Origin of the sequence: Streptococcus cristatus (assembly GCF_008369405.1) — a bacterium.
Classification (GTDB): Bacteria; Bacillota; Bacilli; order Lactobacillales; family Streptococcaceae; genus Streptococcus; species Streptococcus cristatus_G.
On the sequence record NZ_VSJJ01000001.1, the window covers coordinates 465,170 to 481,496 of the forward strand.

A 16,327-nucleotide genomic window follows, 5' to 3' on the forward strand; every position below is an offset into this window, starting at 1 on the left:
TACCTTCTCCTTAATTAGAAGCCATTTTATCAGGATCTGTACTCATGATATCAAACAATTGAGTACCTTGAGGAATCTTATTTTTAAAGGGAACTACAACGGAACCAGCTTTTATCAGTCCTGCACCTTTTTCTGGATTGACTAGGTATTTTTCAAGTTCTTTTGACAAGCCTAAGAGTTGAACCAATTCTTCTCGGTCATTTTTTGCTTGCTTGAGGAGAATCATAAATTCACTATTTGCAATAATCCGTCTACCATTTGGATCTAACAATAAGGTTTCGACATTTTGGGTTATCCCAGTCGGACTGGCTCCATATTTTCTGACACGACTCCACAATTTAAAGAAGAAATCACTGGCATATTTATCTAATAAAAGAAGCTGCATTTCATCAAAATAAATCCAAGTCTTCTTCCCTAATTTTTGGTTCCGAACGACACGATTCCATATCTGATCAAAAACAACCATAAGAGCGATTTGTTTCAGCTCATCTCCTAACTTTTTAACGTTATAGATTAAGAAGTTAGATCCTGTCTGAATATTGGTCTTATGAGAAAAAATATCAAGAGAACCTTCAACATACAGTTCCATATCAAGTGCCAAATTCTGCGCTTCTTCTTCTGGTTGTTGGCTCAAGACAAAGACCCATTCTTCCAAAGAAGGCTCTTTAAATGACTGATAGGTGAGTCTGGTGACTCGGTCTATAATCGATTTTTCTCTCCCATCCATTTTTCTATCCAATAACTTGCCAATAAAAGATAAAAGAAATTCTGATTTTACCTTTACAGGATCCTCATCCATATTTTCCTCAGACAAGTCAAGGACATTGAGATAAGTTTGGGAATCGGGCGCAATATCAATCATTTCTCCCCCAAAAGCTCGTCCAATGACACTGTATTCTGCTTCTGGATCCACGATGATAATTTCAGTATTTTCACCAGATTCCTTGATTTTGGTCGTGATAATTTCATGCTTAGTTGCCATCCCTTTCCCAGCTCCAGATGTTCCTAAAATCAGACCAGACGGTGTATTTAATAGGCTGCGATCAATGGTAATAATATTGCTTGAGATTTGATTGATACCATAATATTTCCCACTACGGTCTTGTAAGTCTACTGAAGTCCAAGGTGAGTTCACTGCTATATTGGACGTTAATAAACTCCGTGATACTCCCTCTAAAAAATCACAACCAAATGGCAGCAAACTATTAAAGGCTGCTTCTTGCATATATGGAAGTTTATCAATCATTAGATCATTTGAGCCGGCCACTTGTTGGATAATGTCTAGGGCTTGTTTGAGTTCTTCTTCATCCTGACCAAAGACCCCAATCAAGAAGACCGTTTGAAATAGTTTATCTCCTGTCTCGGTCATGGTTTTTAAGAGTTCTTCAGCTTCATCGATATTGCTTTCTAATACATGACCTACTTTTTCCAAATAGATACCTGTACGAGCTAGTTTTTGTTGTTCTCCAATCTTTTGGGATTCCATTAAGGTTTTCTTTGTTCGTAGTTTCTTCATGGCATCTGCCTTGGTCGAACTTTGAGCATGAAGGCTTACAATCAATTCCAGATCTCCTTGCATAAGGTCTCGGATAAACTGATCCCCTAATTCCATACCGTAGTCTCTCACATAGACAATCTGTAATAAGCGGTCATTGATTTGTAGGTAATTCTTGTTTTTAAAATCCAAGAGATTAGGTGCTATGAAGTGACGAGTTGTCTGGCCAGATCTCGTTAAATCACGATAAGAAAAAGGAAGATGGTGTTCTCCTCTAAGCATATCTGCCAACAAGTTCACCCGTTCTTCTCCAGTCAAGGATCCAAATCTTGCATCAATTTCTGAGAAACCACTCTTGAAATATTCGCCTATTTGAGACAAGGAACGATAAGCTTGTTTGGGATTAGAATCCTTTCTACCAAAACTAATCAGTTTCACAGCCGAAAAGTTATTTTCACCACTATCTAAATTTTGATTCATCATCCGATTCAATTCTTTACGATAGGTATCATATCCATCTTCTTTTTCCTCATACAAAACACTTTGTCTAAACTTTTCTAAATTCAATCTTTTATTAAAGATAGTCAATTGGAAGTTGGTTTGGTCGTCTAAAGAGTTAATCAAATCAGAATACTTCTCAATGATTGCCCCCTTATCTTCTAAACCAACGGTTTGGTAATTGACATCACCAAGTAAATAGCTTTGTGAGAAATAATCTTCTTTCACCTGCATCAGACCATTTTGATACAGGGCTTGATAGGAAAGAGTATTAGCCGTTGAAGGTAACACTTCCTCTTTTTTCCCTTTAGCTTCTTCCTTTTTATTAGTCATTGAAGTTTTTTGTTTCTTTAATGTATTTGATTTTCTTTTCATGTTCAGGTCCTTTCTTTCCTGTAATTGTGCGTAGGGGAACCGTTAATTCAAAATGAAGACGGTATTTCAAATAATGTTCAAAATATAAATCATTGGGTTTATAGACTCCAAATAGCATGAGGGGGATGGTAAAAGCAAACACAAAACCGTAAACAAACCAATCTCCAAATTGCCAGAAAAAGAGATTCAAGCCCAAAACAATAATTGTGACAATAAAGGCTGGTAAAACAAAGATGATTTGTCTTGTGGTGAAACCTAACCAAGCCCTGTGTTGGTATTTTGAGATGTCTTTAAAGACACGTGTATTCATGACTTTCCTTTCTAAAAAGGCTAAGAAGCAATCACTTCCTAGCCTTTATCTAATTACATACCTAAGATTGAGCGAGCCGTACGTTGAGAACCAACGAGGGCAATAATCAGTAAGATAGCTTGTACCAAACTACCAAACATAATTGCAAGTGATTGCAAGACTCCTGCACCATTTGAAACAGCTATTTTCCCAGCAGATTCAAACAAAGGAACAAGAGAAACAATCAGAAAAATGAGAACCCCTTGTACCGCATAAACCATAATATTTTTTAAATAGCCAATACCAATAGACTTCCACTCATCACTTAAAAATGTTGGAATCGTAAGAGGGGCAAATGGAATCATAAGGTAGAGTTGAATAAATCGAATAGATACCAAAAGATTAACCATGGCTGCACTTACTATCCGAACTAGCCAAATGAGGAGGGCGAAAAAGCCCACAATCATCCGGCCAATAAATCCTGAACCTTTTAATCCAGAGATTGTATCATACTTTGCCCCACCGTGAGCCACAATCGAAGCTACTTGTTCAATGGCATGACTCGCAATCCCGATGATGGCTTCTACAATCACGGTTGTATTGGTAATTACAACTGCGACCATGATATAACTAATCAACATCGGCGCTAATGCTTCAAAGGTCATCGCACCTCCTGAGTTAGCAATTTTCTTTGCCATCTTCGAAAATTCTAAGATGAGAACAACTGATAAAATCGCAACTCCAAGAGGCTGCATGACACTTTTAGTAATACTAGACATATAAGTCCAAACTGTTGGATTGTAGCTAGATAGGGATTTAATCAGATCTACCGTAGATTGTAAATCTACATTAAATCCTTCAAATAAATTTTCAGCTGATATTTTTTCAGATGCAAGGTAAACAAAGGGTGAGACTAAACTAAGATTCATGTCATTGTTTATTCTCCTAAATTGAAATTTGAGTTACAAAGGCTCCAGCAGCCCCGACCATAACACCACCGACAATTTCAAGAATGGCATTCCGAACACCTGGTCCACCATCTTTAATATTGGTTGCAAGATTGACAATCCCAACAACAACGAGAAAGGCACCAACCGCAATCAATCCCTTCTGTAACAAAGACATAGCTTGTGCAAACATAGCACTTGCGTCTACTCCATAAACAAAACCTTTAAAATGCGTAATCATCTATTTCCTCTTTTCTATTTTTATTTTAAACTAGATTCAAAAGTCAAATCACGAATTCTAAGGCCTTCAAGATGATTTTCCTGACTTTGATTCAAAGGATTGATCTGATAGTTCCACCACCGTTCATCGGTTTCTTGATTGGCTAGGTACTTCCAGTTTGGATGCTTAGTTGAATTGTACTTTTTGCTTTTAAAGACAGGCATATTGGCAATTCGAACCAAGCATTCATGCCGTTTCATATTTCCGACTTCATCGGGTGTCATTAAATCACGAGCAATCTTTTGATGAGAAAGGGATCCTGAACCTGTCTGGCCAAAGGAACGACTAGTATTTCGAACATCAATGGTTTGTTTACCGAGTAAGCCACTCATAAATTTAAAGGTATCTTCATCATTACCACCTAAGTAGACTAAGCTATCACAGTTCCCAAGAATGGTTTTCCAAGCTTCTTTTTCTTTATAGAGCCCTTGAAGTTGGGCAATATTTTGTAGAATAGGAACGAGACTCATATTTCGAGAACGGACTGTTGAGGTTTGTTCAGCAAAATCTGGAATTTCTCCGATATTTGCGAATTCATCTAAATAGACTCTCACATGAAGAGGCAATTGACCCTTAAAATCAATATCTGCTTGTCTTGTTAAGGTTTGAAATACAGTTGAAAAAAAGAGGGCTGAAAGAAAGCGAAAGGTACTATCGTTATCTGGGATAACTAAGTAAACCATTGATTTTTCCTGGCCCCATGTCTTCATATCAAGTGTATCTTTTTTGGTCAAATCCATGACACTCTGAATATTGAAGAGGGCAAATTTAGCAGTGGTTACAGCTATAACAGAATCCAGAGTCTTATCCTTATAATTTTGAAAATCTGCCCAATTTCGCATGGTAAAATTTTCAGTCCCATACTTTTTAGCATAATTTTCAAATAGAATTTCTAAGACACTTTTTTCTTGGTTTTCACCCTTGGATAAGTGTTTAATGAGTTTTGAGATTTCAGCAAAACTTGGATAACGTCCTCGTTTTTTTCGTTCTTCCACTTCTTTTTTTTGACGTTTCAACAAGTTTTGATATTCTTTTTGACTCAAACGACTCTCTTCAATGAGCTGTTCTCTTGTTTTAGGTGGATTATAGAAATCGACCAAGTAAGAGGCTAAAGCTCGAACCAAAGTCATAGAAGCTTCATCCCAAAATGGGTCACTACGGGAGCCAGAACCTTTGGTGTTATTGAAATAAACCGTCAGCATGCGATTCAAATCATTTTCTGTCTCTATATAGCGAAAAGGATTGAAGCCATCTGAGTTCTTCATATTGACTAAATCTAGCACCTTTACTTGGTAGCCATGTTCTAAAAAGAGTTTGCCTGTTTTTTCGGCCAAGTGATCTTTAGGATCCACTACAATATTAGAACTATTCATTTGAATCAGATTGGGTTTCACAAAGCGAAATGTCTTCCCACTTCCTGAACCTCCGATCACCGCAATATTCTTATTTCTATCATATTGAGGTGGTTTTTTATCTAATAATGTCAAACGAACATCTTGTGCTAAAATCGTATCATGAGAAAATTCCTTACCGTAAAAGAGCTTCTTTTCTTTTAGAGTTCCAAAACGGGCGCTCCCGTATTCTACCCCTTCTCGGTATTGTTTTTTACCAGTCTCTAGATAGAGATAAACTAGTAACATCATCACAAAGCCTAGTAGAAAAAAAGCACTTGATTTTCCAGTAAAGGAAACATTCCATGGCGACTGAAGAACTTCATCTTGACCTTCCATCAGAAGATGAGTCCATTTATCTAAGGTATTTCCAGTATAGGAATCATACAAAAGCGTCAAACGATGAAAAAGATAGCCTAGGATGATACCTAACAGTGAGAATAGTAGGCATTTCTTTCCACTGTACATCATCTCACCATCTCTTTCTGTTTGACGGCCCCTTCTTGTCTAAAGGTTATTTGGGATTTAGCTTCATCAATAGCATCATCTAATGACTTATCCATGGTAAAATCAGCTAATTTCTCAGGATCATTAACCATTTTTTCTAACAGATGGTCTAAATGATTGTCTAGAATCGAACGGTCTTTCGTGTAGAAATGCAGAGAATCCCCTTGCCAAGCGATGGCTAAAGGAATCTCTTCTTTTTCTAAAAAAGCTTTAAATTTCTCTATATCAATTGGTTTGTCTAAAAAATCTTTCTTCAGATTAATTGTATCAATCGAATAAGGAGATTGTAGCAATTCTTCTAATTTCTGCACCCCTACCTTATAGGCAGAATCCTGTGCTAAAGCCTGACGTCTAGACCATTCTAGAATCTTTAAAAGACTTTTTACAGTAAATAAAAGACTACGCTCAGCATATTGAACTGCCATTCGTTCCTGTTGTTCAGAGGACATCTGATGCCTCCTTCTTCACAAATAGCAGCTTTCCTTCTTTATAACGATAAGCTATCAATTTCTGACGTTGCTTAATCGACTTAACAACCTGCAGTAGATCTCTCGAATAAGGTTCTCGAAGAGTAACTTCTACTGCTTTCCCATCAAAGATACCAACACGTTTAAATTCAATGTAGTCTTTTTTGAGATGTCCTAAGCCCATACCAAAGGGAAGGTGATGAATCAATTGGATGGTACAACCACCTTTATTTCCCATTTGTTTCAAATCATACAAGTTTACTACCTTCATGATTAACTCCTTTATCTAGTTTGTCGCATCGTTTAAGTCTGGTAACGATAAACTCCGTGTCTGTTAGAAAATTCTCACACACGTCTTGTGCCAGTTGCCCTTCACAGGGAAATACTCTCAGTCCCTACTTACACAGGCACGCTAATCAAGACGGAGTGGATTCAATTTTCAAAGAACAGGTAGCTTTATTATAGATAAGAGTAGTTGAAATTTTTATCACATTTTTGATATTGTTGGAATAAAAAAAGCAACTCACTGCTTTACGAATGAGTTACTTTTTCACTAAAATATTTGTTGCATAATTTCCCTAATAACCTGAACAGAGTTATCAAATGAGATATCTTTAGCATACTTAAATTGGCGTTGATAACGAATCCATAGCTCTTTCTGATAATCAGAAATTTCAATTCCTCTCACTTGTTCTTCCCAATTATAAATAGTATCTTTACTTTTACGTTTTTCTGCCGTATTCTCAAGTGCATTTTTTAATACTTCGAGATTAATCTCTTCTTTTCTAAGTTTATACAAGGTGAAAAGATCATATCGATCACGTGGGCGTGTCGAAGCTAATCCCCTACTAATGATCGTTTCTAACTTTTCAGCAAGTACAGTCTCTAGATTATATGTCCATATCTTGATGCTTTCATTAGTAAAGATAGAAGTCATTGAATAAGTAATTTCTCTTGGTGTGATTTTATCACCAGTAGTAATATCAATAAAAACAACCTCTTTTAATGTATCAAAAGTTGCATTTAATTTTAATGAAAATCCTCCATATTCATCATCTTGGCGAATAGGTTCTAGCTTATCTACTGAAAATGAAAATCCATCAGTTTTAGAACAAAGAATCTCTTCAAAGATATGAATCAAATTTTCTTTGCTCATTTCGGTTCCCTTCAGAGTGACATCTAAATCCATTGTGGTTCGCTTATCTAGTCCAATCATTTGACCTATTAGATACCCTCCTTTTACAATGAAGGAATCTCTATAAGAACTAGTAGAAATCAGCTTTAATACTTGCTCAATTAAATAATGTTGTTGTACTTGTTGAGCTGGAATTCCCTTATCTTTTGAAATGTTTTTGATTTTTGCTTTAAAGCTATTCGCATTTGAAAACATTAAGATAGTACCTCCGTATAAGATTGTAACTTATCAGTTACTTTAAATAGCTGGGCATAATAAAATAATTTGTGTAAATGAATTTTATTTTGTTGAAAATATTTTTTAAACGCTGGTGCAATAATTTGAAGATCCACCTGATGAACTGGTCTTAGACATTCAACCAAAACTCGTTCAACTTCATAAACTTTAATAAATTGACCAGGAAGGCGCTCTATTTCAATAATTCCTTCACTATAGTGAGAGCGTAAAATAATAGGACATATATCTGCTTCCTTAATATTTTTGGTATTCGTACCATAAGGAAAACTCATCGTCATGTTAAAAGGGATAGTCAAAGATAAACCATGTAACCAAAGTGCTGTCTCCAAAGAAAAGATTCCCTTTGGAAATCGATACTGAAGGACAAACCACTCATCTAAATAAATATCAGGTAAGCGATATAACCCTTTTTCTTCAGCAACGATTTTTCCTTCTGCAACCATTTTTAATAAGGTTTTGTAGTGTAAATTTTCATCTATTACTTGTTTAAAAGTTAAAAAACCATACTGATTGAAAGAGTTCATCAGTTTCTCTCTTTTATCAACCATATCATTCTCCTTTCTTAGAAATAAAATACTAACATCTACTATATATGTTAGCATTTTATTTCTTTGAAATCAATTTATTTAGTTTTTTTATTTCAAAATTAATCCATACGTAAGACAGACCAGCTATTATAAAGAAGAAGTAATCCGATATTCTCTAGATAATCCTAATAGATGAGGAATGGAGGAGTTTGGGACTGATAGAATAATTTCAGGACAGTTCTCCATATCTGTCTGATAAATATATTTGTACTGAGAAACATTTTTCTCAATAGTATTGGCCAAGCAATCCATCTTAACATTGAGAATATCAATCTGTCCATCAAAAGTCTTTAGCCATTCCAAAGTATAAGTCATTTGAATTTTCTCCTAAAAAAGAGAGAATCAAGTTGATTCCCTCTCTATGTTAGTTTTTACTTATTTTTCCTATAGGAAAGCTAGGATCTATTAAAAAATTCTTTTTTCTGTGAACTTCCCCATCTTTCAATAAGTAGAATCCCCACTAACAAAAGGATAATCAGGCAAGGAAGTAAGACCATCCCCATGCTCCAATTCAGATTGACATTATCAATTTGTTTAGGTAATCTTCCAGACAAAATCTCCACTGAACGCAGGTAAGTAAAGGGAATCAGATGGGCAATACTCTGAAGAGGCTGAATCGTTTGGATACCAAACAACAAGCCAACTATCCCAATTAAGGAAATAAAGAGGACAGGCATTTTTTGCTTGAAAAAGTAAGCAATCAAGTAAACGACTTCCACAATAACGATAAAAGCCAAGAAAGTTAAGAGCAAGCTAGGAAATAACACATCTTGTATTTTTCCAATACTTACCTCTTGATTCGTTAAGCTATAGAACGGGTAGGGATAATCTAACTGTCCAAAACCACTTATCAGACTTCCCACTAGAAAAGAAAAACCACAGATTCCGATAAATAGCACGGTTACATAGCTCACCCCAACTCCAAGAGAGGACATGGCAAATGTCACTTTTGAAAAAGGATATAACTGAGCTGTATCGAGATTATTTTGATATCTTTCTGCAAACAGTTGTGTTAGCATAAAAATAATGCCAATCACAAACAAGCTTGGGATGATAGCCTCTAAAATCCAGACAATCTGATCAATCCCGTGAGTCGGATATTCTAAATTGTGGGCTTTTATGTTCAAGGGATACAGGGCTTGGTAAATCTTCCGTTGGCGGTCAATTGCCATTTTTAATTCAGAGTTAGAAGTCGGTTCATTTGACATAACTTCATAATTCTTCTCTTCATCTTGCCACTGCAAATAATAGGCTTCTTTCCATCGTCCTTCTTTTAGTAAAGTCAGAATTTCTTTCTTTTGCGTTAAAAGATTTTTTTGCGATTCTAAATTTTCTTTAACAACCTGGTATTCCTCCGAGCTGGTGTCAGAGATTTGGGAGAGTTTCACTTCATTTTCATTGATGATTCTCTCATGTTTTACAAGACGGGTTTCCAACTCGCTCTCCAAGCTGTGTGAGTTTGCAGTCTGACTATTTAAATAAAAGGTAACACCGAGTACAGATGCAAATAAAGCTAAGATAATCCAGTTTAAGCGACTTTTGAAAACTTTCTTTAACAAAAATAGGCTAATATCTTTCATAACGGAACCTCTTCTATCTGCCCCTGACGAATGGTTACGATGCTATCGCAAATCTCCACTAACTCCTCTTTGTAGTGGGAACTCAAAAGAACCAGCTGCTCTTGTCTATCGATTTGTGCCAGCCTATCAAAAAACTTCTGTCGATAATACTCATCTAAGCCATTTGTTATCTCATCCATGAGCCAGCATTTCGCCTGACTGAGGAAATACATAGCAATCACCAAGCGTTGCTTCATCCCTAAGGAATACTTGCGGATGGGAAGGTTGATATAGTCAGACATTTCCCAATAGGCGATTTCGTCCCCCAAGTTTAGGTCTGACTTCCAGATGTTTTTTATGAGACGAAGGTAGTCCATCCCACTTAGGTTTCCATCCAGCCATTCAACGCTCTCATAATAAAACAAAGAAGGAGGGGCTGCGAAATTTCCACTACTTATAGGAATTAAATTGCTAATGGCACGGAACAGTGTCGTCTTTCCAGAGCCATTGATAGCAAGAAGACCATAAATCCTACCCTTTTTAAAGGTGAAATCCGCATCTTGCAAGATGACTTGTCGCGTTTTTAAGGTCACATGAGTAAGTTGCAACATATCTAGCCCTCCTTTTGGGATTAATAGCCTCCGCTGTAGTAGTTTAGTACTCATAAAGATCGTAATTCCAGCCAGAACCAACTTTATACTCAGAATAGCTATAATAACGAGACCATGACAGAACATTAATATAGCTATATCTGTGGTAATTCATACTAGACCTATAGTAGGTGTTACAATCATACCGATAACTTTTAGTGTCTATCACAACAGATACACTGGATTGAAAAGACCAATTGATAATAAACTACTAATATAACAACTTTTGCTAATTTTTCATGGTTTTCACTTCACTAATATATTTACTTTAGAAAGCGCTTTAATTATACCATTTTTTTATTTGTTATACAATAGTTTGTTTGATTCGAAAAGTCTCACACTAAACGCTAGCAACTGGAATTTACTCTAAGACGACTCTGTTTTAGAGCTATTTGTCGTGCACTTTTTTCTGAGTCTTTTCGCTTTTGAACCCTTATATATCAAGAAAAAGAAAACCAGTGGAAGTTATTCTAAGACGAATTTCCACTGATTTCACGCATTTTTCTCATACTAAAAGCTAGGTTGTGGGAAACTGGAAGTTAGTTTTAGAAGTTACCTAAAAATCAGGTCACCTATTTTAAAAAAGCTGCAAACTATAAACTAGTAGGTTCCACACTAAATGTAGCCCCATACTGCCCCATAAGTCCGATTTATAGCGCACCATCCCTAAAAACATTCCCAATGAAACATACAAACACCAAGCTAGAATGGTTCCTGGATGATGTACTAAGGCAAATAAAACACTTGTCAAAGCAACTCGAATATCCAATTTTCTAACCAAGTTCCATAAAATTTCTCGATACAAAAATTCTTCAACCATACTCGCATTGATTAAGAACAATAAAAATGAAAACCAAGGAACTTGATGTTGAAGCCCAATTAAGTTTGCTTGATTCGTGCTTCCTTGAGCATGAATCAGACTAAAACATAGACTTATAATCAGTAGGCTAACGAATCCAATACCAAGCCATTTCATCCTAGTTTTCATATTGACCTTGACCACTTGTTTTCGTTGACCATACATCCATAAAAAAGAAATGAGCGACGCTCCATAGAGAATCTGTAGTATAGTTAACTCACCGATACAAAGAAATTTCAGTAAGTATAGGGATACCAATAGGACATTTACTTGTTGGAATATATAAACTGGAATTATTCTTTTCATAGTTACCTCCGAAATAAATCTTCATAATCTAAATCTAATACCTGCACAATCCTTTCTACCCATGGACTTTGAGGCATTCGTTGTTCCATCTTATAGTGGCGAATCTTTTGATACAGACGATTCAATTCACTTGGATAGTGAAACTCTCCCGCAAACATTTTTCTGGTTAACTCAATCCAGCTGATATTTCTTTCAGCCAAAATAATGGACAAGTTCTCCCAAAATCGTTCAGCCATATTGTTTCTCCTTTAGTTAGATAAATAATGTGTTTGTGCCATGTAAATCAATTGTTTCGTATCTCTTGGCAATAAAGCTCTAGCCTCTTCCAGATTCAGATTTGGATAAACTCGCTTATTTGAAACCGCAAGAGGAAGTCTGATGGTTAGTTCAGGATTTTTTAATATCATTTCGATGAAATCTGTTAATCTGAGGTTATCTTGATTCTTAAATCGTAATAAATTGGGAGATAAAAACTCAAAACAATCTGAAGAATAGCTCATCATCTCAATTAATTTGTCCTTTGTCATTTCAGAAACTGAATGACAAGATACCTCTATGCCATACTTTTGAAAGAAATCCAAAAGAAGTTGATTTCTATGACAATTTTTACTTAGATAGAGATCAATCATGGGAGACCTCCAAAAGATTCGGTTCCATTTGATATTCTGATACAATTAAGGAATCTAACAAATTTGAGAAGTTAATCGGATTCTTATCTTCATCAGAAGCTTTTACAGTTACTTGGGTTGTAAGTATTCCCTCTTTTCCCTCGGCTCGATAACCTTGTCCATATAAAATAAAAACGAGATTTTGATGATCATCTACAAAGGCATCAACCCCATTCTTTATGTCTTGACTTTCAAGGAATTCCATAACGTTTTGAAGATAGGACTCATAAAATAGTGGGTAGTTGTGTTTTTTATGGTAATCATCTAAAAATGTTACTTCAAACTCACATGGATAATTGGGTATCAAAAATAATTGTTCATCCAGCTGTTTGATTTCTGCATCATGTAATTCTGTTTCTAATTCATCACAATCTAGTATTGATTCTTTATTTAATGCTTTCATCTTTTTCCTCTATTTCTTTTAATTTCTTTGCGATTGCGGCAATCACAGGAACGGTTACACTATTACCAGCTTGTTTATAGAGCTGACTATTACTAGAGACTTTTCTAGCAGCTTCAAAAGCCCAATCAGGAAAGCCCTGCAAGCGAAAACACTCTTTAGGAGTGATTCGTCGTATCCTCAGACGGTAAAACTGTCCATCTATTAATACACCGGCTACATGATAAACTTGTTTATCTTCTCCTTCATAACTAGCAACTACTACTCCCATTTGTCCACTAGTTGTTAACGTATTAGCTATACCTTTTCCAACTCTACCACGACGATACTGAGAACTTGGTCTTTCCAAATTAATTGAATCTCCTATTTCTGCTTGAGCGTATCCTTTTTTCGTTGCTTCCCGTACTTTTAGAAATTTGATTGGTTCTGGAATTAGTATTTTGGGAATTTTATCTCCACCTTGCATTGTAGTCAGTGTTGGAGATAACCCCTCACTTCCATAAACTCGACCAGTTTCCTTAAAGCTAGTTGGTAAATCTCCAACAACGACAATACCATGACGATCCTGAGTATTTAAAGTAAACATCGCCTCTTTGTTTTCCTTAAAGCGTCTACCATTTTGTCTCTTGTCTAATCTATCTGGTGTAATGCAAGGAATCGCAATCTTAAATCCTTCTCCTTTTCCACGAACTAAGGTTGGCGCAAGACCTTCTGAATAATAGACTTTACCGCTCATTCCACTTTTTGATGGATTCAAATTCCCTAATGTTTTTAAAATCTCAGAGTTAGTTGCTTGACCTTCTCGTCTGAAAGGAAATAAGAGTCTGGTACTTTTCTTTCTAGAATGTCCGATAATAAACACCCTCTCTCTGTTTTGGGGAACGCCAAAATTCTTACTGTTAAGCACCTGCCACTCAACATCAAACCCCAACTCATCAAGTGTGGTAAGGATTGTGGTGAACGTCCGTCCCTTATCGTGATTGAGTAAGCCTTTAACATTTTCAAGAAAAAGAAAACGTGGTTGGATTTGTTTGGCCGCCCGAGCAATTTCAAAGAACAAAGTTCCTCTAGTATCTTCAAATCCCAATCGTCTTCCTGCGATTGAAAATGCTTGACAAGGGAATCCCCCACAGATGATATCGACTTTCCCTCTAAGTTTTTTAAATTCGTCATCTGAAACATCTCGTATGTCATGAAATTCAATTTCTCCTTCCGTTTGAAAAATGGACTTATAAGATTCTCTAGCAAATTTATCAATCTCACAAAATCCAATACACTCGTGTCCGACACTTTCCATTCCTAGTCGAAAACCACCGATACCTGAAAATAAATCAATAAATTTCATTTCTTTATCACCCCTTTCTGATCGACTATCAATGTCCAAAGAGTCACACCACTTGAAATGAAAATGAGCATAACTAATATCCACTCGATTGGTGACATTTAACCACCTCCTTTTCTAACACGGTTATTCCAAACGGAATATAGGCCATTAAACACAAATTCAGCAAGTGCTTCCGCTCGTCTAACAAAGCGAACATTGTCAAGAGCATACTGGTAGATTCTCTCAAAATCAGTCATAGCAATTTCACTGGCTGTTTCAGAAAAACCCTCTCGTCTAAATTGATCTTGCACCAATCCCCAAATATAATCTCGATCATATTTTGTGACCTTTTCTACTTTTCTTTTCAAGATAGGTTGAGTATTCCTATCCTCCTCATCCTCACTAAATAAAGAATCAGTCTCACTATATTTAGTCTCACTAACTTCAGTCTCACTAGGGGCTGAATATGAGACGGGGGCCGTTTCATTTTCAACCTGCCCTAGTCTTTTTTTAACACTAGTCCTGTCAGAAATAGATACTGGGGTAGAAGATAATTCCCCTAAATAAATCTTATTAGCTAGTCTTCCTTTCTCACTTGAAGACTGTTGAACTTCATCAATTAAGTCATATTCTTTAAGAGTCTTTTTGATGGACAGTAATTTGGACTTCGAACAACCTAACAGCCTCATCAGTTTAGAATTAGAAAATACTAAATAGACCGCGCCTTCTTCATCTATCCAACCACGATTGAGAGATAATTCTAGACGATCTTTTAAAATAGAATAAGCTACCTTTACTTCTAGTTTCATATCCATATATTTCTCATCTTCAAAAAGAATTTTAGGTAATTTATAATACCGTTCTGAAGTTTGGTATTGATTTGCGGTAATTCGTTTCATAGCGCTCCTCCAAGTTCTTTGAGTATTAAATCTCCACTTGATTCCAATAGAATCAAGCCACTTTTTTCTAATTCAGCCATAAGAGATATGGCTTCAACAATGTCAATTCCCATTTCACGTACTAAAAATGAAATGACAATATAGCGTGATGATTGTAATTCTTTTGTCATTTTCCCTCCAGAAAATAAAAAAAGGAGAACAATATTCAACTGTTCTCCAAAATAATTTTATTAAAAAGAAAAACCCTGCCAAATTAATTTTTGGTAGGGTTTTTGGCAGGAAACTAAATTAATTTATCAGTTTCTAAAATGTGTTCACGATTCTAAAAGGCTGATACTATAGTATTCCGAATTCTAATTGGTATATGCCTCTTATTTAAGAGTAACTGAAGCTCCAGCTTCTTCCAATTTAGCTTTGATTTCTTCAGCTTCTGCAGTTGGAACGCCTTCTTTGATGACACCTGGTGCACCATCAACAAGTTCTTTAGCTTCTTTAAGGCCAAGACCAGTGATTTCACGTACAACTTTGATAACGCCAACTTTTTTGTCACCAGCAGCTGTCAATTCAACGTCAAATGAATCTTTAGCAGCACCAGCGTCAGCAGCACCAGCTGCAGCAACAGCTACAGGAGCAGCTGCAGTTACACCAAATTCTTCTTCGATAGCTTTTACAAGGTCGTTCAATTCAAGGATTGAAGCTTCTTTAATTTCAGCAATAATGTTTTCAATGTTCAATGCCATTGTTATTTCCTCCAAATAAGTTTTTATTTTTATAATAATAATTTGTAGCTAGGCTACGCTGCGTAGCTTAAGATTAAGCTGCGTCTTCTTTGTTGTCTGCAACTGCTTTGACAGCAAGTGCAACGTTGCGAACTGGCGCTTGAAGTACAGAAAGGAGCATAGAAAGAAGTCCTTCGCGGTTTGGAAGAGTTGCAAGTGCAAGAATCTCTTCTTTTGATGCGACAGCGCCTTCGATAGCACCACCTTTGATTTCAAGTGCTTCTGCATTCTTAGCAAAATCGTTCAAGATTTTCGCTGGTGCGATAACATCTTCATTAGAAAATGCTACTGCAGATGGTCCAACAAATACTGATGCAAGATCTTCAAGGCCAGCTTTTTCAGCTGCACGACGTAAGATTGAGTTTTTAATTACTTTGTACTCAACTTCGCTTCCACGAAGCTCACGACGAAGAACAGTATCTTGCTCAACCGTCAAACCACGAGCGTCCACAACAACGATTGATGCAGCAGCTTTCATTTTCTCAGCTACTACGTCAACTAGTTCTGCTTTTTTAGCAATAATTGCTTCACTCATTTAGTGTTTCACCTCCGTAATTATTTTGCTTGGGGGAATTTTTCTAAAAGAAAAACGCGCCCAAACCTAGACACGAAAGT

Annotated in this window: 20 protein-coding genes, 2 pseudogenes and 1 other annotated feature (1 of these 23 only partly in view); all 22 genes and pseudogenes read right to left on the bottom strand. The window is 36.2% G+C overall.

Translation table 11 applies throughout. The features are described 5' to 3' along the window. Positions 1 to 10: 10 nt before the first annotated feature. The gene (locus tag FXF62_RS02485; protein ID WP_187984211.1) at positions 11 to 2,368 is read right to left on the bottom strand and encodes a VirB4-like conjugal transfer ATPase, CD1110 family; all 2,358 of its coding nucleotides are present in this window, start codon (positions 2,366 to 2,368) and stop codon (positions 11 to 13) included. Then, positions 2,319 to 2,678: a PrgI family protein gene (locus FXF62_RS02490; protein WP_001097589.1), complete on the bottom strand. Its 360-nt coding sequence runs from the start codon at positions 2,676 to 2,678 to the stop codon at positions 2,319 to 2,321. Before FXF62_RS02490 ends, FXF62_RS02485 begins: the two co-directional genes overlap by 50 nt. Positions 2,679 to 2,731: 53 nt before the next feature. Beyond that, positions 2,732 to 3,586 (bottom strand): conjugal transfer protein TrbL, encoded by an 855-nt coding sequence (locus FXF62_RS02495; protein ID WP_001054257.1) that lies wholly within the window; start codon positions 3,584 to 3,586, stop codon positions 2,732 to 2,734. Positions 3,587 to 3,602: 16 nt separating this feature from the next. Continuing rightward, complete coding sequence (locus FXF62_RS02500; protein WP_000627865.1) at positions 3,603 to 3,845, bottom strand: hypothetical protein; 243 nt, start codon at positions 3,843 to 3,845, stop codon at positions 3,603 to 3,605. A 20-nt stretch (positions 3,846 to 3,865) separates the two neighbouring features. Further along, a complete protein-coding gene (locus tag FXF62_RS02505; RefSeq protein WP_149517576.1) occupies positions 3,866 to 5,743 on the bottom strand; it encodes a VirD4-like conjugal transfer protein, CD1115 family in 1,878 nt (625 codons plus the stop codon). Then, a complete protein-coding gene (locus FXF62_RS02510; protein WP_000093683.1) occupies positions 5,743 to 6,231 on the bottom strand; it encodes a hypothetical protein in 489 nt (162 codons plus the stop codon). The genes FXF62_RS02505 and FXF62_RS02510 overlap by 1 nt, the downstream gene beginning before the upstream one ends. Beyond that, positions 6,221 to 6,520, bottom strand: coding sequence for a hypothetical protein (locus FXF62_RS02515; protein WP_149517511.1), 300 nt, complete (start codon positions 6,518 to 6,520; stop codon positions 6,221 to 6,223). Before FXF62_RS02515 ends, FXF62_RS02510 begins: the two co-directional genes overlap by 11 nt. Before the next feature lie 282 nt (positions 6,521 to 6,802). Beyond that, positions 6,803 to 7,639 carry a nucleotidyl transferase AbiEii/AbiGii toxin family protein gene (locus FXF62_RS02520; protein WP_129299934.1) on the bottom strand — a complete coding sequence of 279 codons (837 nt, stop codon included), beginning with the start codon at positions 7,637 to 7,639 and terminating at the stop codon, positions 6,803 to 6,805. After that, positions 7,639 to 8,229: a type IV toxin-antitoxin system AbiEi family antitoxin domain-containing protein gene (locus FXF62_RS02525; protein WP_138027053.1), complete on the bottom strand. Its 591-nt coding sequence runs from the start codon at positions 8,227 to 8,229 to the stop codon at positions 7,639 to 7,641. The genes FXF62_RS02520 and FXF62_RS02525 overlap by 1 nt, the downstream gene beginning before the upstream one ends. Positions 8,230 to 8,370: 141 nt before the next feature. Next, positions 8,371 to 8,583 (bottom strand): annotated as a pseudogene (locus FXF62_RS02530) (hypothetical protein); the annotation flags it as partial. Between the two features lie 80 nt (positions 8,584 to 8,663). Further along, positions 8,664 to 9,848, bottom strand: coding sequence for a hypothetical protein (locus FXF62_RS02535; RefSeq protein WP_149517512.1), 1,185 nt, complete (start codon positions 9,846 to 9,848; stop codon positions 8,664 to 8,666). Continuing rightward, positions 9,845 to 10,438 (bottom strand): ATP-binding cassette domain-containing protein, encoded by a 594-nt coding sequence (locus FXF62_RS02540; RefSeq protein ID WP_149517513.1) that lies wholly within the window; start codon positions 10,436 to 10,438, stop codon positions 9,845 to 9,847. Before FXF62_RS02540 ends, FXF62_RS02535 begins: the two co-directional genes overlap by 4 nt. Positions 10,439 to 10,458: 20 nt before the next feature. Beyond that, a pseudogene (locus tag FXF62_RS10815) lies at positions 10,459 to 10,682 on the bottom strand (hypothetical protein). A 372-nt stretch (positions 10,683 to 11,054) separates the two neighbouring features. Continuing rightward, a complete protein-coding gene (locus FXF62_RS02550; RefSeq protein ID WP_149517514.1) occupies positions 11,055 to 11,642 on the bottom strand; it encodes a CPBP family intramembrane glutamic endopeptidase in 588 nt (195 codons plus the stop codon). 2 nt (positions 11,643 to 11,644) lie between these two features. Next, a complete protein-coding gene (locus tag FXF62_RS02555) occupies positions 11,645 to 11,878 on the bottom strand; it encodes a hypothetical protein (RefSeq protein WP_000840776.1) in 234 nt (77 codons plus the stop codon). 12 nt (positions 11,879 to 11,890) lie between these two features. Beyond that, on the bottom strand, positions 11,891 to 12,271 hold the full coding sequence (locus FXF62_RS02560) for a thioredoxin domain-containing protein (protein WP_149517515.1): 381 nt from the start codon (positions 12,269 to 12,271) through the stop codon (positions 11,891 to 11,893). Then, positions 12,264 to 12,713, bottom strand: coding sequence for a hypothetical protein (locus tag FXF62_RS02565; protein ID WP_070889446.1), 450 nt, complete (start codon positions 12,711 to 12,713; stop codon positions 12,264 to 12,266). Before FXF62_RS02565 ends, FXF62_RS02560 begins: the two co-directional genes overlap by 8 nt. Then, positions 12,697 to 14,055, bottom strand: a complete 1,359-nt coding sequence (dcm, locus tag FXF62_RS02570) for a DNA (cytosine-5-)-methyltransferase (protein ID WP_149517516.1) — start codon at positions 14,053 to 14,055, stop codon at positions 12,697 to 12,699. Before dcm ends, FXF62_RS02565 begins: the two co-directional genes overlap by 17 nt. Before the next feature lie 98 nt (positions 14,056 to 14,153). Next, complete coding sequence (locus FXF62_RS02575) at positions 14,154 to 14,933, bottom strand: replication initiator protein A (RefSeq protein WP_149517517.1); 780 nt, start codon at positions 14,931 to 14,933, stop codon at positions 14,154 to 14,156. After that, positions 14,930 to 15,103: a hypothetical protein gene (locus FXF62_RS02580; RefSeq protein ID WP_187984212.1), complete on the bottom strand. Its 174-nt coding sequence runs from the start codon at positions 15,101 to 15,103 to the stop codon at positions 14,930 to 14,932. Before FXF62_RS02580 ends, FXF62_RS02575 begins: the two co-directional genes overlap by 4 nt. Positions 15,104 to 15,304: 201 nt before the next feature. Then, a complete protein-coding gene (rplL, locus tag FXF62_RS02585; protein ID WP_001196964.1) occupies positions 15,305 to 15,673 on the bottom strand; it encodes a 50S ribosomal protein L7/L12 in 369 nt (122 codons plus the stop codon). Positions 15,674 to 15,746: 73 nt separating this feature from the next. Continuing rightward, positions 15,747 to 16,247 (bottom strand): 50S ribosomal protein L10, encoded by a 501-nt coding sequence (gene rplJ, locus FXF62_RS02590; protein ID WP_001287273.1) that lies wholly within the window; start codon positions 16,245 to 16,247, stop codon positions 15,747 to 15,749. Between the two features lie 39 nt (positions 16,248 to 16,286). Continuing rightward, positions 16,287 to 16,327 (bottom strand) — a sequence feature (ribosomal protein L10 leader region) (it continues 94 nt past the right edge of the window).

Excerpts from the sequence above, each read along its gene's own strand:
- FXF62_RS02485 (WP_187984211.1), bottom strand. The coding sequence starts at position 2,368 with ATGAAAAGAAAATCAAATACATTAAAGAAACAAAAAACTTCAATGACT.
- FXF62_RS02490 (WP_001097589.1), bottom strand. The coding sequence starts at position 2,678 with ATGAATACACGTGTCTTTAAAGACATCTCAAAATACCAACACAGGGCT.
- FXF62_RS02495 (WP_001054257.1), bottom strand. The coding sequence starts at position 3,586 with ATGAATCTTAGTTTAGTCTCACCCTTTGTTTACCTTGCATCTGAAAAA.
- FXF62_RS02500 (WP_000627865.1), bottom strand. The coding sequence starts at position 3,845 with ATGATTACGCATTTTAAAGGTTTTGTTTATGGAGTAGACGCAAGTGCT.
- FXF62_RS02505 (WP_149517576.1), bottom strand. The coding sequence starts at position 5,743 with ATGTACAGTGGAAAGAAATGCCTACTATTCTCACTGTTAGGTATCATC.
- FXF62_RS02510 (WP_000093683.1), bottom strand. The coding sequence starts at position 6,231 with ATGTCCTCTGAACAACAGGAACGAATGGCAGTTCAATATGCTGAGCGT.
- FXF62_RS02515 (WP_149517511.1), bottom strand. The coding sequence starts at position 6,520 with ATGAAGGTAGTAAACTTGTATGATTTGAAACAAATGGGAAATAAAGGT.
- FXF62_RS02520 (WP_129299934.1), bottom strand. The coding sequence starts at position 7,639 with ATGTTTTCAAATGCGAATAGCTTTAAAGCAAAAATCAAAAACATTTCA.
- FXF62_RS02525 (WP_138027053.1), bottom strand. The coding sequence starts at position 8,229 with ATGGTTGATAAAAGAGAGAAACTGATGAACTCTTTCAATCAGTATGGT.
- FXF62_RS02535 (WP_149517512.1), bottom strand. The coding sequence starts at position 9,848 with ATGAAAGATATTAGCCTATTTTTGTTAAAGAAAGTTTTCAAAAGTCGC.
- FXF62_RS02540 (WP_149517513.1), bottom strand. The coding sequence starts at position 10,438 with ATGTTGCAACTTACTCATGTGACCTTAAAAACGCGACAAGTCATCTTG.
- FXF62_RS02550 (WP_149517514.1), bottom strand. The coding sequence starts at position 11,642 with ATGAAAAGAATAATTCCAGTTTATATATTCCAACAAGTAAATGTCCTA.
- FXF62_RS02555 (WP_000840776.1), bottom strand. The coding sequence starts at position 11,878 with ATGGCTGAACGATTTTGGGAGAACTTGTCCATTATTTTGGCTGAAAGA.
- FXF62_RS02560 (WP_149517515.1), bottom strand. The coding sequence starts at position 12,271 with ATGATTGATCTCTATCTAAGTAAAAATTGTCATAGAAATCAACTTCTT.
- FXF62_RS02565 (WP_070889446.1), bottom strand. The coding sequence starts at position 12,713 with ATGAAAGCATTAAATAAAGAATCAATACTAGATTGTGATGAATTAGAA.
- dcm (WP_149517516.1), bottom strand. The coding sequence starts at position 14,055 with ATGAAATTTATTGATTTATTTTCAGGTATCGGTGGTTTTCGACTAGGA.
- FXF62_RS02575 (WP_149517517.1), bottom strand. The coding sequence starts at position 14,933 with ATGAAACGAATTACCGCAAATCAATACCAAACTTCAGAACGGTATTAT.
- FXF62_RS02580 (WP_187984212.1), bottom strand. The coding sequence starts at position 15,103 with ATGACAAAAGAATTACAATCATCACGCTATATTGTCATTTCATTTTTA.
- rplL (WP_001196964.1), bottom strand. The coding sequence starts at position 15,673 with ATGGCATTGAACATTGAAAACATTATTGCTGAAATTAAAGAAGCTTCA.
- rplJ (WP_001287273.1), bottom strand. The coding sequence starts at position 16,247 with ATGAGTGAAGCAATTATTGCTAAAAAAGCAGAACTAGTTGACGTAGTA.